This window comes from Streptomyces sp. UG1 (assembly GCF_049974585.1).
Taxonomy (GTDB): Bacteria; Actinomycetota; Actinomycetes; order Streptomycetales; family Streptomycetaceae; genus Streptomyces.
This window is the reverse complement of record NZ_JBNGGG010000066.1, coordinates 26722-40661: the sequence shown is the minus strand read 5'-3', so window position 1 is coordinate 40661 and position 13940 is coordinate 26722. Positions and strand designations below refer to the sequence as shown.

General features: G+C 67.8%; 12 protein-coding genes and 3 pseudogenes. 9 read left to right on the top strand and 6 right to left on the bottom strand.

Annotated features, from left to right (window positions below; genetic code table 11):
• Positions 1-125: 125 nt before the first annotated feature.
• A pseudogene (locus tag ACP4J3_RS46905) lies at positions 126-672 on the top strand (transposase); the annotation flags it as partial.
• Positions 673-877: 205 nt separating this feature from the next.
• On the opposite strand, the gene ACP4J3_RS46900 reads toward ACP4J3_RS46905, so the two are convergent.
• A complete protein-coding gene (locus tag ACP4J3_RS46900) occupies positions 878-1633 on the bottom strand; it encodes a class I SAM-dependent methyltransferase (RefSeq protein ID WP_426543704.1) in 756 nt (251 codons plus the stop codon).
• A gap of 212 nt (positions 1634-1845) precedes the next feature.
• Here ACP4J3_RS46900 and ACP4J3_RS46895 point away from each other — a divergent pair.
• The 3 genes and pseudogenes from ACP4J3_RS46895 to ACP4J3_RS46885 all read left to right on the top strand — a co-directional run bounded on the left by ACP4J3_RS46895 (position 1846) and on the right by ACP4J3_RS46885 (position 5827).
• Positions 1846-2852 (top strand): annotated as a pseudogene (locus tag ACP4J3_RS46895) (IS630 family transposase).
• Between the two features lie 1588 nt (positions 2853-4440).
• The gene (locus ACP4J3_RS46890; protein WP_426543702.1) at positions 4441-5613 is read left to right on the top strand and encodes a methyltransferase domain-containing protein; all 1173 of its coding nucleotides are present in this window, start codon (positions 4441-4443) and stop codon (positions 5611-5613) included.
• A 22-nt stretch (positions 5614-5635) separates the two neighbouring features.
• Entirely contained in the window at positions 5636-5827 is a 192-nt protein-coding gene (locus tag ACP4J3_RS46885; protein ID WP_426543696.1) for a hypothetical protein, read from the top strand.
• Between the two features lie 86 nt (positions 5828-5913).
• Here the strand turns inward: ACP4J3_RS46885 and ACP4J3_RS46880 are convergent, their stop codons facing one another.
• From ACP4J3_RS46880 to nadC, 3 genes are all read right to left on the bottom strand, one after another.
• Positions 5914-6210: a DUF1330 domain-containing protein gene (locus ACP4J3_RS46880; protein WP_426543694.1), complete on the bottom strand. Its 297-nt coding sequence runs from the start codon at positions 6208-6210 to the stop codon at positions 5914-5916.
• Between the two features lie 346 nt (positions 6211-6556).
• Entirely contained in the window at positions 6557-7414 is an 858-nt protein-coding gene (locus ACP4J3_RS46875) for a PhzF family phenazine biosynthesis protein (protein ID WP_426543692.1), read from the bottom strand.
• Complete coding sequence (gene nadC, locus ACP4J3_RS46870; protein WP_426543690.1) at positions 7402-8295, bottom strand: carboxylating nicotinate-nucleotide diphosphorylase; 894 nt, start codon at positions 8293-8295, stop codon at positions 7402-7404. The genes ACP4J3_RS46875 and nadC overlap by 13 nt, the downstream gene beginning before the upstream one ends.
• 388 nt (positions 8296-8683) lie before the next feature.
• Here nadC and ACP4J3_RS46865 point away from each other — a divergent pair, with 388 nt between their 5' ends.
• Both ACP4J3_RS46865 and ACP4J3_RS46860 read left to right on the top strand, forming a co-directional pair.
• Positions 8684-9052, top strand: coding sequence for a winged helix-turn-helix transcriptional regulator (locus tag ACP4J3_RS46865; protein ID WP_426543688.1), 369 nt, complete (start codon positions 8684-8686; stop codon positions 9050-9052).
• Positions 9053-9394: 342 nt separating this feature from the next.
• Complete coding sequence (locus tag ACP4J3_RS46860) at positions 9395-9784, top strand: hypothetical protein (RefSeq protein WP_426543700.1); 390 nt, start codon at positions 9395-9397, stop codon at positions 9782-9784.
• A gap of 158 nt (positions 9785-9942) precedes the next feature.
• Here the strand turns inward: ACP4J3_RS46860 and ACP4J3_RS46855 are convergent, their stop codons facing one another.
• Positions 9943-10581: a TetR/AcrR family transcriptional regulator gene (locus ACP4J3_RS46855; protein WP_426543686.1), complete on the bottom strand. Its 639-nt coding sequence runs from the start codon at positions 10579-10581 to the stop codon at positions 9943-9945.
• A 120-nt stretch (positions 10582-10701) separates the two neighbouring features.
• Between ACP4J3_RS46855 and ACP4J3_RS46850 the strand changes: the two genes are divergently transcribed.
• From ACP4J3_RS46850 to ACP4J3_RS46840, 3 genes and pseudogenes are all read left to right on the top strand, one after another.
• On the top strand, positions 10702-11490 hold the full coding sequence (locus tag ACP4J3_RS46850; RefSeq protein ID WP_426543684.1) for an SDR family NAD(P)-dependent oxidoreductase: 789 nt from the start codon (positions 10702-10704) through the stop codon (positions 11488-11490).
• 96 nt (positions 11491-11586) lie between these two features.
• Positions 11587-12302, top strand: a pseudogene (locus tag ACP4J3_RS46845) (transposase family protein).
• Positions 12303-12411: 109 nt separating this feature from the next.
• The gene (locus ACP4J3_RS46840; protein ID WP_426543682.1) at positions 12412-13182 is read left to right on the top strand and encodes a transposase family protein; all 771 of its coding nucleotides are present in this window, start codon (positions 12412-12414) and stop codon (positions 13180-13182) included.
• 432 nt (positions 13183-13614) lie between these two features.
• Here the strand turns inward: ACP4J3_RS46840 and ACP4J3_RS46835 are convergent, their stop codons facing one another.
• On the bottom strand, positions 13615-13836 hold the full coding sequence (locus tag ACP4J3_RS46835; protein WP_426543680.1) for a hypothetical protein: 222 nt from the start codon (positions 13834-13836) through the stop codon (positions 13615-13617).
• Between the last annotated feature and the right edge of the window lie 104 nt (positions 13837-13940).

Here is a 13940-nt window from a genome sequence, read left to right as displayed (position 1 = left end):
CCCCACCCCGCGGAGCAATGCTCAAGACCTGTGGATCAGACCCGGCAGGACATGCCTCCCCGGAGGATTGATCGATGGGTCACCGAGCAGGGCCGACGTTGCCGCGTCGACCGGAAGGCACGTGCGTGCTCACCGTAGTCACCGCCGACGGCACCCCCAGCGGCGGGTCGTCGCCGATCGACGAGATCGTCCGGCAGGGCGCCCGGAGGATGCCGGCCGCCGCACCGGAGGCCGAGATCAACGCCTGCACAGCCGAGTTCGCAGAACAGCGAGACAACACCCGCCGGCGCCCGGTGGTCCGCAATGGCCACCAGGCGCGGAAGGTCACCACGGCGGCCGGGGCGGTCGAGGTGAAAGCACCGCGGGCCAACGACCAGCACGTCGACGAGGCCACGGGCGAGCACAAGAGGTTTCCCCCGGCGATCTCCCCCAGCCTGCGGCCGGGAGGTGCCCCCAGCCGCCGCGGTGCCGCAAGCCCCGAAGACCAGCATGGTGTTGCCGCTGCTCTGACTGCACGGCCTGCCCTGCGGCGACTCCGTACCTGCGCCGGAGCAGTTCCCCGGCTCGACGGCCGGACTGTCGCCGGCGACGCTCACCCGCCTCACCCGGCAGTGGCAGACCGACCACCAGACAATCGGCGAGCGTGACCTGTCCGGCAGCGACTGCGTTCACGCCGCTGATCGGCGAGATCCTGCTCATTGATCTCGACGCGACCAGAAAACAGCGCCACACCGTCACCGGAGGACCTACCGCCGTCTGATCGACGAGCACTCCTCGTCCGAGGCGTTGCATTGACCACCTGAACCCGCACCGATGAGAAGGCGCAAGCGTCCCGCGAGCAACCGCGCGGTCCGGCCAGGGACTGAGAGTCCGGTGTTCATACCTTGCTCGCGACCACCATGTAGTTCTCGGCCTCAAGATCGAACGTGCTCAGTTCCGTCCGGAGTCCGACCCGGTGCAGCTCGACTTCGAGTTCCTCGTACCGGTAGGGCCAGCAGGACAGCAGTTCCGAGCGGACAAGAACCAACCCGGCCGCATCAACTTGCGCGATCGCAATCTCGATGTGGTGCTCCCCCTCCCAATGCGGCGCAATCTCCCAGCGGTAGACCACGACGGCATCACGACCGTTCCGGCGGACGAGTCGGTCACTGATCTCCAGCCGGGAACCTCTGGCCCTCACGAGTTCCCAAGTGCGGGATGTGAGTACCAAGCGCCCGCCGGGGCGCAAAAGCCGTGACATCGACTCCAGAGCAGCACCCCTGCCCGTCGCCCCCGCGGCATGGTGAAGCGAGTTGCCAACGCAGAACACCATGTCGAACATGTTGTCCTGGAAATGGTCGGGCAACTCCTCCCAGCTCGCCCGTACGGCCCGGACGGATACCCCGAACTCCCCAGACAACTCTGCAGTCCGACGAACCATCGCCTCGCTGGCGTCAGTTGCGACAACCTGCATGCCACGACCGGCGAGGCCAACCGCCAACTGTCCGGTTCCGCACGAACAGTCGAGGACGTGAGCGTTCGACGGCAGGAGATCGAGGACGTCGTCGAACGACGCAGCGAACTCGGCCGGAGGCAACTTTGCATCCGAGATGAGCCATTCGTACACCTCGGCAAGCACGTCATAACCCGTCACAACCACTACCTCCGTCACACGGCAGACTCACGGTAGGACGTCAGTCCATCAGCGGAGCAAGCCGGGCACCAATGGTTTCCGCAAGGATGGCTCTGACGGTGTTTGTGGGTCGTCAGTTGTCCGTCTGCGTGGATGTCACCGGCTGGTTACTGATCTCTTCGGATTGTTGTCGGGGGGCTGACGCGTGGTGATCCCTGCGGTAGGCCGGAGGTATGCGGTACGCGCAGGGTGGTGGGCTGACCCCGGAGCGGCGGCGGCTTCGCGAGCGGATCCGGTACGAGGCCGGCGAACGGTCTGCGTGCGGTGAGAAGAACACGGCGATCGCGAGGATCTACGGGTGAGTGAACGGCCGGTGGAGCGCTCGCGGCGTGCCCGGCGAGAGGGCGGCATGGCCGGCCTTGCCTCCACAGGCCCGCCGAAACAACCGAAGCTCTCCGACGGCCAGTTCACCGAGCATGAAGGAGCTGGCCCGGGGACCCGCCGAACACGGCTGGGAAGACCAGCGGTGGACCCAGGCCAGGATCAGAGTGGTGATCTCCTGGAGGTTTGGGGGTCGACTGCTCGTCGGCCGGGGTGTGGCGCCTGATGCACCGGCACGGCTGGTCATGCCAGTCTCCCGCCCGGCGGGCACTGGAGCGTGACGAGCACGCGGTGGAGCTGTGGAAGAAGGACGTGTGGCCGCAGGTGGAATGACTGCGGCGGCACTGGGGGCGTTCACCGTCTTCGAGGACGAGGCGGGGTTTTCGACGACGCCGCCGCGGGCCCGCACCTGGAGGGTGAGGCGTCCCGGCTGATCTACCGGCCGCGCCGCCATCGCAAGCACAAGGGCAAGGGACGTGACACCTTCTCCTGGCGTGACTACCGCGACCTGATCGTGCGCGCTCACATCCAGCTCAAGGCCCCCATCGTCCTGATCCGGGACAATCTCAACACCCACCGGGCCGCCGGGATGCGGGAGTACGCAGCCGGACACGACTGGCTGACCATCGTGCAACTGCCCTCCTACGCATCGGATTTGAATCCGGCGGAGGACGTCTGGTCGCGGTTACGGCGCGGCCCGCTGGCCAACACCGCCTTCACCGACGACGAATACATCGAACGCACCCTGCGCCGGGGCCTGCGTCATATCCAGCTCCGCCCCGACCTCATCGACGGCTGCCTGACCGGCACCGGCCTTACCCTCACCCACCAACCGACAACAATCCGAACAGCTCACTAACAGGCCCCCCGTCCCCCTGCAGACTCCGACTTCGAGTGTTGCAGAAACTCGCCGACATCCTGCACGCAAGTGCCGTCCAGCGTTCCCAGAACTGACCTTCAGGTGCTGCTGCTTCTCACCGACACAATCACTCATGCGGCCCCGTTCATCCCAGTTCAGCATTTCCTGCTTGCACAGCACCGCGAGGCCGCAAACAGCGTTGCCACTGCCCTCGGCCGGTCCCCAGGCGAAATCGACCCCGGCCACCCCGAACCTGGGACCGCCGACCACCCCTAGGCGATACTCAACCCACCCCTCGCCGCCGGCCAGGAACTCGCCCACAGCAAAATCCTCGGGACGCTCGACATACGTCTTTCCGACATACTCAGTGTCGACGCCCACCCAGGCCCGCCGGTCGGCGTCCCCGTACTCGGTGATCCAGTGACCGACGCCGCCGCCCTCCAGGAAGCAACTCCCCAAGCCGCACCCGGGCCCGCGACGGCTAGGCCCCCCGCCCGCAGGAACACACAGGCAAGGACGGCGAAATACCGACAGATTCCGATCACTGGTGCCTCAGGGGGCGAACCTGCCGCAGCGGAGACAGATCGACGGCGACCAGGACGCCGGCCAGCCGGATCTTCCCCGGGATCCTCCGGCAGGCTCTCGACGAGCCGGGAGCTGCGCCGCGTCCAGGCTCGTGAACGGCCCGGGCTGCCAACAGTCGAGCGCGTCATCGGCCATAACCGCCCATCGCATGCGGCAGATCCGACATCCGGCCCGCCCAGCCCCGGCCGGTCCACGCTGCTGCGGGAGAGCGGCTGAAACCACCCGAAATCACCCGGCCCACACATGCGGTGTAGTCAACAGTGCCCCGCCGTGAACGAAGCACAGCCGCATCCGGATGAATCGCTGTTCCCCTCGGTGGAGGGCGTGTCTGTCAAGCCCGTCAAAGTGACCCCACACCATCGTCCAGGTCGAGACCCGGACGACCGCCAAGCAGACAGCCTGCCCGGGCCATCGGCCCGCGCCATCACACGCCGGCCCCTCCCCCACCCCGGACACCCTCCCCGAAGCCGACCGGCTCCAGCTCAAGACCCTCCCTGGCCAACTGCCCCGAACCAACGGCACTCTGCAAGCACATGCGTTCCATCGGCCCATGCTCACTCACCTCCACCGCGGCGACCAGTTACCGACCCGGATCGAAGCCGCCACCTCCACCACCGAACCACCCAGCCCCCCAGCACACCGCCCACCGGCACACCGCCCAGCGCCCCGAACGCGACCACGACGCCGCCATCACCGGCCTCCACGCCCCGGAACTCCGACGCCGCCCAAGACCACGTCAACCGCATCAAGAAGCGCAGGCGCCAGACACCCAGACACACAAAATTCGAGTTCCTGCGCAAAACGCAACCTGCCGGCGTGACGGAGGACAACCGAAGCACCACGATCGGCCTACGCAGCCAAGTGCTCCTGTCCGGCCACGTTCCTCAGCCCCGCTGCCCATGACCTGGTGGCCGCGTGGACAGTCAGGTGAAATTCGGCCCCGACCTCTACCAAGGGACCGGCCCGGTACTACGAGCAGTTCCGACTCCCCTACCCCAACCCGCTGATCGCCGACCTCGCACGCCGAGCCGCCCCCTCAGGGCGCGGACGCCTGCTGGACCTGGCATGCGGCACCGGCCAACTCGCCTTCCCCCTGCGCGAGCGGTTCACAGACGTGTGGGCCGCAGACGCCGAACCGGGCATGACCGAGATGGTCCGCGCCAAGGCAGACGCCGTCGGTGCAGACCACCTCCGGACGGTCACCGCCCGTGCCGAAGATCTGGACGCCGAGCCGGGCAGCTTCGAACTGATCGTCATCGGCAATGCCTACCACCGGATGAACCGCCCCCCCCTGGTGGCCCAGCGCACCTACACCTGGCTCAAGCCCGGCGGCTGCCTCGCGCTGTGCTGGTCGGCCTCGCCATGGGCCGGCCCCGGCACTGGCAGCAGACACTCGACAGGCTGCTGCGCTCATGGCAAGACACCCTCGGCACCTCCGATCGCGTCCCGCCCGGCTGGGACCAAGCACGCCAGCAGGACCCCGACCACGAAGTACTGCCCCGAGCCGGCTTCGACACCGCCGGACGCCACGAGTTCCCGGTCGAGCACCACCGGACGATTCCCGAACTCGCCGGCCACATCCAATCCACCTCGTTCCTACCGCCCTCAGGCTCGCCGATCACGCCTGCGAGTCCGACGCCGGCCTCATGGCCGAACTATGCCGCCATACGGCCAACGACCACCTCATCGAAACCGTCGACTCCGCCTACGAACTGGCCCACCGGTCAGCCCCCGCATGACTGCCAGGACACACACGGAACACCACGCTCAGACGCCGCCGGAACGGTACCCGCACGGACACCACCGCACCACACCATGCAGACCAAAGCCCAAGTCAAGACATCACCTCGACACGAGACCGGCAGCCGCACCCTCGTGCACATACTCGATGTACGCGACTTCGACAGCCACCCGCACACCGGCCGACAACGCCCCACACAAAGAGCCCCCTCAACAACTGCGGGCCCGCGCCGAGGCCGAAACCGCCCGCCGAGGCCGAAACCGACTCCCGCACACTCCAGACCACGACCGCCTCACACCGCGGACCACCCGTGACGCAGCAGATCCCGATCGCCAGCCCCCTCGAGACACGCACACTACAAACCGACCACACTCGAGCCCCATGCCCGGGCCGGAGGCCTCTTCGACTACCTCGAACGCTTCGCCCGAGCCCTGATCCGCACCACCCTGTCCCGCCTGTGCCGCCCCGGAGCACGTTCCACTTCTCCAACATCGCGACCCCGAACCCATACGCCGCCCTGATGACCCACATCGGCCGCTGGAACCTCGTCGAACCCACCCCGCCGGCATCGAGGCCGACGTTCGAGCCGCCGCGCCGCCGGGAACCGTCGCCGGACTGGTACATCACCGCTGATATGCCACCGGCCTGACGCTTTGCGCGACGGTGCGGCGCGCGGACGAGCCGGGGTGATCCCGGCAGTCGGCTTGGTGTTCGTCGCCGACGCAGCCTCGATCGTCAGTCGAGGCCTTCGATGATGCGGAAGTCGCGCTCGAAGCCGTCGGGGAGTTCGGCCAGCGCCTTCTGGTAGGCCGCACTCTCGTATGCGGCGACCGCCTTTTCGAAGCTGCCGAACTCGATCAGGACAACGCGCTCGGCGATTCCGGCTTCGTGTGCGACGACCCGGCTGCCGATGCCGGCGAGCACCCGCCCGCCTGCGGCCTTGACGGCCAGACCGGCCAGTTCGTTGTAGACAGCAAGCCTCTCAGGGTCTGTCATGGTGGGGTAGACGCTGACCCAGTAGCCCTTGGCCACAGTTGCCTCCTGTGTTCGGAATTGATGCTCAGAAGCTTGCTCAGATGCATGGCCGGCGCGCTGTGGGTCAGCGAGCCGACGGAGACGGCGTCGAAGTCGGACGGCTTCGATCAACCGGCTGAGGCTGCGGCCGAATCCGGTCGAGTCGATGACCGGCCTCGCCGGAAGGGCGGCGGCCTGAACTGGAACGAAGAGGAGCCGACAAGCAGGGAGGAGTCGCACCAGTACGGCGTGATCGGCCATCAACCCTGGACCCCTGCCACAGATGCCGCCAGAACTGGCCGGGCTCTCACCGCAGCAGTTGGACCTGCTGCGCACCGGCACCCTCGCCTTGAGCGCGCGGGCCTCATCGCATGACCCTGCGCACGATCGCTGCCTGGCCGCCGACTCGGATCCGGTGTCCCGTGCGGTCGCGGTGGACGGTCGCTGTGATGGTGGACGGGCTGCCGAGGTGGTCACCCATGTCGACAGCGAGGCCGTGTGCGCCGAACCCGGCAGCATGCGCTGCCAGGCAGGCCGTGCTGTTGGCGTTGGCGATGTCCTCGGGGACGCCGATCGACGGGGCGAACATCCGGGCTGCTGCTCGGCCGTATCGGTCCGGGGGCGAGTAGGCGTAGCAGCCCAGCAGACCGTAGCGGTCACAGGCTGCGCGTAACAGGGTTGAGTCCGGCGTGAGTTCGGCCAGTGCGGCGCGGGATCGGATGGGCAGGAGAAGCCTCGGCCGCCCGTTCGACGCCACGCAGGCGTCGCCGGCGACCGCGTCCTCCGTCAGTCCGAGGCCGCCTGCGACTGCCCTCAGTTCGGGTCCACCGGCGCTACGCAGGCTGACCGGGCCCGGGTCGAACGACGCCGTCAGGCCGTCACCGTTTCGGCTTGCCCGACCGTCGAAGCTGCGGTGGGGCGTACGCAGGACGGCGCGGTAGTCGTGGTCGCCGCCTTCCCGTTCGGCGAGCACGGCGAGGGCGGCGACGGTGCCGTGTCCGCAGGCGGGCAGTTCGTCCTGGGCGGTGAAGAACCGCAGTGTGTACGCGGGCTGACGACGCTCGATTCCGCTCGCGCGGAGGAAGACGGCATGCGATGTTCCCCGCTCCGTGGAAATGCGGCATCGCTCCTCGTCGGTGAACGGCCCATCATCCACAACGGCGGTCGGGCTGCCACCCGCGCCGTCTCGCTGACACGCGTCGACGACCACTACCTCGGACATGGCACCGGGCCGGTGGTCAGCAGCATGGTCAGGTCCAGTGCGGGCACGCTGTGCGTCAACGCCCCGACCGAGATGAGGTCGACGCCCGTCCCGGCGATGGCGACAACTGTGTCCAGGCGGATGGTGCCCGAGGCCTCCAGCAGGATCCGGGAAGCGTCGGCCCGCCCGGCCCGCACCTTCACGACCTGCTCGATGTCGGCCACCGGCATGTTGTCGAGCATGATCCAGCGGGCTCCGGCGTCGAGGGCCTCCACGGCCTGGGTGACGGTCTGCACCTCGACATCGCCCTCCACGGTCGGCCCGGTGCGCGCCATCCCGCGCCTGACCGCCTCGATCGCGGCAGTCACCCCGCCCGCCGCGGCGATGTGGTTCTCCTTGAGCAGGACCATCGCCCCGAGATCCAGGCGGTGGTTGTGGCCGCCGCCGGCGGTGACCGCGTACTTGTCCAGGGCGCGCAGGCCCGGCGCCGTCTTGCGCGTGTCCAGGATGCGCGCCCTGGTCCCTGCCACAGCTTGGACGTAGCGGTCGGTCAGCGTCGCGATGCCGCACATGCGCTGCAGGAAATTCAGCGCCGTACGCTCCCCGGTGATCAGGCTGCGCGCCGAACCGGACAGGTGCACCAGGACCTGGCCGTCGGCCAGTCGGGCGCCGTCCGCGACGGCCGACTCGACCTTGACCTCGGGGTCGACCTGCGCGAAGACCTCGGCGACCACGGGGAGGCCGGCGGCGATGCCGCCGTGCCGGGTGCGGATCTCGGCCGTGGCCGCCAGGTCCTCGGGAACGCTCCACTCGGTGGTGATGTCCTTCCCTGACGCGTCCTCGGCCAGGGCGGCAGCGACGGCGGCCCGAGCTGCCGCCGAGGGAAACTCGGTCGTGGTCATCTGGTCTCCAGCTCTGAGTGGACGTTGGCTTGGTGGCGGCAACCGCTGACGAGACAGCACTGAAGTTCCGCTGGGCCGGTTCACAGGACCTGGTGGATCCTGCACTCGATCTCCCGCGTACCGGTCACCCGTCCCCCGCCACGAACGGGTTCCGGGTACCAGTCCCCCGGCCGGTCTCGCCTCCGTCGACCCGGGCTTTCAGGAACGCCTCTCACCCAGGCCGTCAGGGCAGGTGCCACAACAGCCTCCTCCGTTTCGATTTCCGAAGCGGTCACCGATGCTAGCGTGTCGGAATTCGAAGCATCAACCCTGGAGAGCTGGACATCCCGACATGGCAACACCCAGACCTGGCAGTCCTGTTCGCGGCTCGACCACCGGCCGCCCCCTCATGGCCGCACTCGATCTGTTCGGACGGCGGTGGAGTCTGCGCATCCTGTGGGAACTTCGCGCGGGCCCGCTCGGATTCCGCCCCTTGCAGAAGCGGTGCGACGACATGTCCTCCAGCGTGATGCGGCAGCGCCTGACCGAACTGCTGGATGCCCAGGTGATTCACCAACTACCGGACAGCCGCTACGAGCTCACCCCACTGGGACAGGAGGCGCGCCACGCCCTGAACCCCCTCGCCCGCTGGGCGGAACGCTGGGCCGCCACGATCGATCCGCAAGGGGCGGACCACACCGACGACCAGTCCGCCGGCCGCGTCTCACATCTGGGCACCGTGGGCGACGGGACGCCGGAGAGGGACTCCGTGGACTGACGCCCCGACTCGCATCGGAGGCGGGGCGGGACCACCAAGTCACGAGGTTGCCGTGGCTCGGCCGAGCGCCGGGGACAGGCGCGAAACCTCCGCCAGTCCTGCCGCCTCGGATTCCGAAACGGTAGTGTCCGGCCTACGACAGCGCTTCGATATTCGAAGCACACTTGATCCGACTTCGATCAAGGAGGCGGCATGACTCAGCAGAACACCGACACGGAATTTCCACCATCCTGCCCTGGAGGGAACCAGGGCTGCTCTTCGCCTCGTTCGGGAAGCTTCCGGCCCAGGCGGGAGAGCGGGGACAAAGCCATCACCGCTGGGGCACACCACCAGGAGGAACCAGTGCCATACCCGCAACCACTCACCCCCGAGGAGAAACTCGCCGACGCGAAGAAGCAGCTGAGCCTCCCGCGTATCGTCGTGATCTGCGGCTCCACCCGCTTCATGACCGAGATGAACGAGGCCGATCTACGGGAGACCAAAGCCGGCAAGATTGTCGTCAAACCGGGCTGTGACATGAAGTCGCCGCACGAACTTTGGTCCGATCCTGTCGAGGCCGAGGCGCTGAAGGTTCGGCTCGACGATCTGCACCGGGCGAAGATCCGGCTCGCTGATGAGGTGCTCGTAGTCGGCGACTACATCGGAGACAGCACCCGAGCCGAAATCGCCTACGCCCGGTCACTGGGCAAGCCCGTGCGGTTCACACACCCCGAAGTCGACCCCGACGCCTGACCGCCCACCCCCACGCTCCGCAGGCACCCCTTGGAATGATCATCTAAGGTCCTGTCCCGCAATCGGCCCTTGGCTTCGATCGACGTACTCGACGGGGTCGAGGGTCTGCCTGTGCGGGAGGTATGAGGTGGTTACGCAGAGCGGTGGGGCCTGGTGTGTCAGGCGCCGTGGGTCCCCGGCGTGCCGTATCGGGCGAGCATGGTCAGCACCGCTTGGTCGACCGCGTTGGTGATGGCGGTGTCGTCGGGCTCCCAGCGTGCGAGCAGCATCCGCGGCCAGAAGACGTAGTGGGAGATCATTCCGAGGAATTGGGTCGCCGCCATCTCCGCATCGTCGAGCCGGGCTGTACCGGCGGCGTTCTCCGCTGCCAGGTAGCGGCGGACCGATTCGAAGTAGGGCATCTTGCCGAGCTTGAACTGGGTCTCGCCGAGCTCGGGGAAGCGCGGCACCTCGGCGATGACGATGCGGAAGAGGGCGGCCATGCCGGGCTGGGTGAGAAGGTCCACGTATCGGCGTCCGATGGCCTCAAGCCCTGCGCGGAGGTTTCCTGGCTCGGGGAGGGGCGCCTCCTCGTCGTCGACCCTCCAGTATTCGGTGACGATCGCCTCGAACAGGGCCGCCTTGGTGGTGAACTGCTTGAACAGAGTCGCCCTCGACACTCCGGCCGCCTCGGCGATGCGGGCCAGCGAGGTGCCGTCGTAGCCGGAGTCGAGGAACAGCTTCGTCGCTGCCTCGATGATGGACGTCCGCTTCTGCGCTGCCACGCGCCGGTGGTATTCCGAAGGCTGTGCCGTCATGCCCTCCAGTATGCCCCTCACTACGAGGTGAGTCACTTGACTCACCTTTGGTCTGCTCCTACCTTGAGAGAGGAGGTGAGTCACTCGGCTCACCACTATGTAAGCCTGGAAGGACGCATCATGAAACGCTTTGAGGGCCAGACCGTCATCGTCACGGGCGGCAGCGGGGGTATGGGCAGCAGTCATGTGCGGGGCTACCACGCCGAGGGGGCGAACGTCGTCATCGCCGGCCGCGACGACGACGCCGGCCGCGATCTCGCTGCTCGGCTCGGTCATCGGGCTCTGTCCGTTCGCCTGGATGTTGCCTGCGAGGACGACTGGGCGGCACTGGTGCAAGAAGTCGAAGGCCACTTCGGGCCGGTCACCATCCTGGTGAACAACGCGGGCGTCCAGAACCCGGCGGCTCCTATCGAGCACACCGAACTCCGCACCTGGGAGCACACCTTCAGCGTCAACGTCACCGGCCAGTTCCTCGGCATCAGGGCCGTGGCTCCGTCGATGCGCAGGGGCGGTGGCGGAACCATCGTCAACATCGCCTCGACCATGGCCCACGTCGGCACGGCCTTGTACGCCCCCTACGCCGCCAGCAAGTGGGCCGTGCGCGGGCTGACCAAGACGGCCGCGCTGGAGCTGGGGCGGGACAACATCCGGGTCAACTCCGTCCACCCCGGCGTCGTCTCCACACCGCTGATCAACGAACCCACCGTCGCAGGCCAGCCGGCCATCGCCGACTTCTACTCGCCCGATCCCTTCGCCATCCCCCGCCTCGCCGAACCTTCTGACATCACCCGCCTGTTGCTCTTCATCACCTCCCAGGACGCATCTTTCGCTACGGGCTCGGAATTCGTCCTGGACGGGGGCCTGCTGCTCGGCCCCGCACTCCAACCCGAAGCCGACATCGCAGCTTGAGCCGGTATTGCAGTACGGAGCGGGCAGGCGCGGTCGCCCATCTTGTCTTGTCCAAGGTGAAGCGATCTTGCCTTGCGATGATGACGGCTGTGGCAGTTGCGGTCATCGGCGTCCGAGCCGCCCTGGACAGCTCCATTCACCGGGCTGAGCCCGCGCTGCTACGGCAGGTTGGTGGCCGCGTTGCGACGGGAGGGCGCGGATACGGTGCGGCGGGGGCGGCCGTGGAGCCTGCCGCTGGAAGACCGCGTACTGCTCGTGACAACGTACTGGCGCACAAACTTGACGATGCGCCGGCTTGCCCCGCTCTTCGGCATCTCGAAGTCCGCGGCCGACCGCCTCATCGATCACCTCGGCCCCCGGCTCACGCTCCAGCCTCGCCGGCGCTTCCGCAAGGACACCATGCTCATCGCGGACGGCACCCTGGTGCCCACTCGCGACCATTCGATCACCGAACAGTCCAAAAACTACCGCTACCCGACTGCCCATCAGGTCGTGATCGACGCCGTCACCCGCTTGGTCGTCGTGGTCGGCCGACCAAGGCCGCCGTAGGCACCACCACTACGTTCACCGATGGCGGCTACCAGGGCACCGGACTGGTGATCCCGCACCGGCGACCGGCCGGGCAAGCCGAACTCCCGGCCTGGAAGGAGGAACACAACCGGTCCCACAAACAGGTTCGCGCCCGCATCGAGCACACCTTCGCCCACATGAACACATGGAAGATCCTGCGCGACTGTCGCCTCAAAGGCGACCGCATCCACCACGCCATGCTCGGCATCACCCGCCTACACAACCTCACCCTCGCCGGATAGGTGGCACTCGACGCCTGCGGCCGAAACCTGCCCGTCGCCAAGCCAGAGATCAATTGCGGGACAGCCTTTAAAGCGTTGCACAAGGCCCTGAGCTGGGCATCTCCCATGTATGGCCGGGGTGTTAAGGGCTGAGCGGCTGTGGGTGGAGACGTTCACCGGGCTGCGAGTGACGCAGTTTCAGCGTCTGTTGAAGGCGGTGCGGGAGCGCGGCGGTGACGGCACCCTTCGGGGTCGGCCGTGGTCGCTGCCGCTGGCCGAGCGAGTGCTGGTGGTCGCGGTGTACTACCGCACGAACCTCACCATGCGGCAGTCGGGCCCACTGTTCGGCGTCTCCTCCTCCACGGTGTGCCGGGTCATCCAGCGACTGGGCCCGCTGCTCGCGCTCGAACCCGTCTCCCGCCCGGCCGATGCCGCAGACCGTCTGTGGATCGTGGACGGCACCCTGGTCCCGGTCCGCGACCGGAGCGTGGGCGCCTCCAGCTGCAACTACCGGTTCTCGGCGAACGTGCAGGTCATCGTGGACGCGGGCACCCGGCCCGTGGTGGCCGCGGCCCGTCCGCTGCCGGGCACCACCGCGGACGCGCACGCCTGGCGTCGCTCCGGCCTGGCCGGGCACTGCGAAGGGGTGACGGTGCTCGGCGACGGCGCCTACCTCAACACCGGCCTGATCGTCCCGCACCGCAAACGCCCCGGACGCCCACTGCTCAAGGGCGAAGAGGAGGACAACGCCCAGCACCGAAAGGTCCGCGCCCGCGTGGAGCACGTGATCGGACGGATGAAGAACTACAAGATCCTGCGTGACTGCCGGCAACGCGGCGACGGCCTCCACCACGCCGTCCAGGCCGTCACCCGCATGCACAACCACGCCCTCGCCGCATGACCACACACGCCAACAACCCAGCACAGGCACGATGCGATACAGGCCCAGCAGCAGCTTCTCGTCGTTGAGATCGAATCGCCTCAGCCCCAACCACGCCAGATGCAGAGGCAGCTCCACCGTCCCGGTCGCGGGGCCGGACAGCTCGTCGAGATGCGCGGGCAGACACTCGGCCACATGGGCCCAGCGGGAAGCGGCGGCACGCTACACGGTCACGGCTCCAGTATGGCCCCGGCGGCAGGGCCCATCACCCATCGGCCGTAGCGATCCCTCCGCCCGCCTCTCTGGCCCGGCAGCGGCCATGTCCCTTTCAGCACTGGCGAGCAGGCAAGGTTGCGGAAACCATGCGGTTCGGGGTGGAGCCGGGCGCTTCATCGGCCTCTGTAGATGTCCTCGTCCACTGGCGGTTCTCCCCCGACGTACTCGTAGGGGTCGTCATCCAAGAGAACATCCTCGTCGAGGTCGCTTCGGCGTGCTCCAGCGCAGCTTCGTGCCGTACGCAGGAGCCGCGGGGACGACGTCCAGGCGGCCGGTGTCCGGGTCGAACGCCACGGCCTGGACGTGACCGGCGAGTTCGGGCGCGGACGCGACGAGGATGTCGCCCCACTGGGCGAGGACGTTGCCGGCTGCCGGGGCTGTGGGGCAAACGACCGGCACACTCAGCGACCGAGTCTGGCTAGCGTGTCCGCAGTTCGGGACTGGCATCGGCCGCGCATTGCCTCGCTTGCAACGCCGATCACCTCGCCTCCTTGAAAGGACCC

Coding starts and splice junctions, on each gene's coding strand:
- ACP4J3_RS46865 (WP_426543688.1), top strand. CDS start 8,684: ATGGCCGCACTCGATCTGTTCGGACGGCGGTGGAGTCTGCGCATCCTG.
- ACP4J3_RS46855 (WP_426543686.1), bottom strand. CDS start 10,581: ATGACGGCACAGCCTTCGGAATACCACCGGCGCGTGGCAGCGCAGAAG.
- ACP4J3_RS46840 (WP_426543682.1), top strand. CDS start 12,412: ATGGCCGGGGTGTTAAGGGCTGAGCGGCTGTGGGTGGAGACGTTCACC.
- ACP4J3_RS46850 (WP_426543684.1), top strand. CDS start 10,702: ATGAAACGCTTTGAGGGCCAGACCGTCATCGTCACGGGCGGCAGCGGG.
- nadC (WP_426543690.1), bottom strand. CDS start 8,295: ATGACCACGACCGAGTTTCCCTCGGCGGCAGCTCGGGCCGCCGTCGCT.
- ACP4J3_RS46875 (WP_426543692.1), bottom strand. CDS start 7,414: ATGTCCGAGGTAGTGGTCGTCGACGCGTGTCAGCGAGACGGCGCGGGT.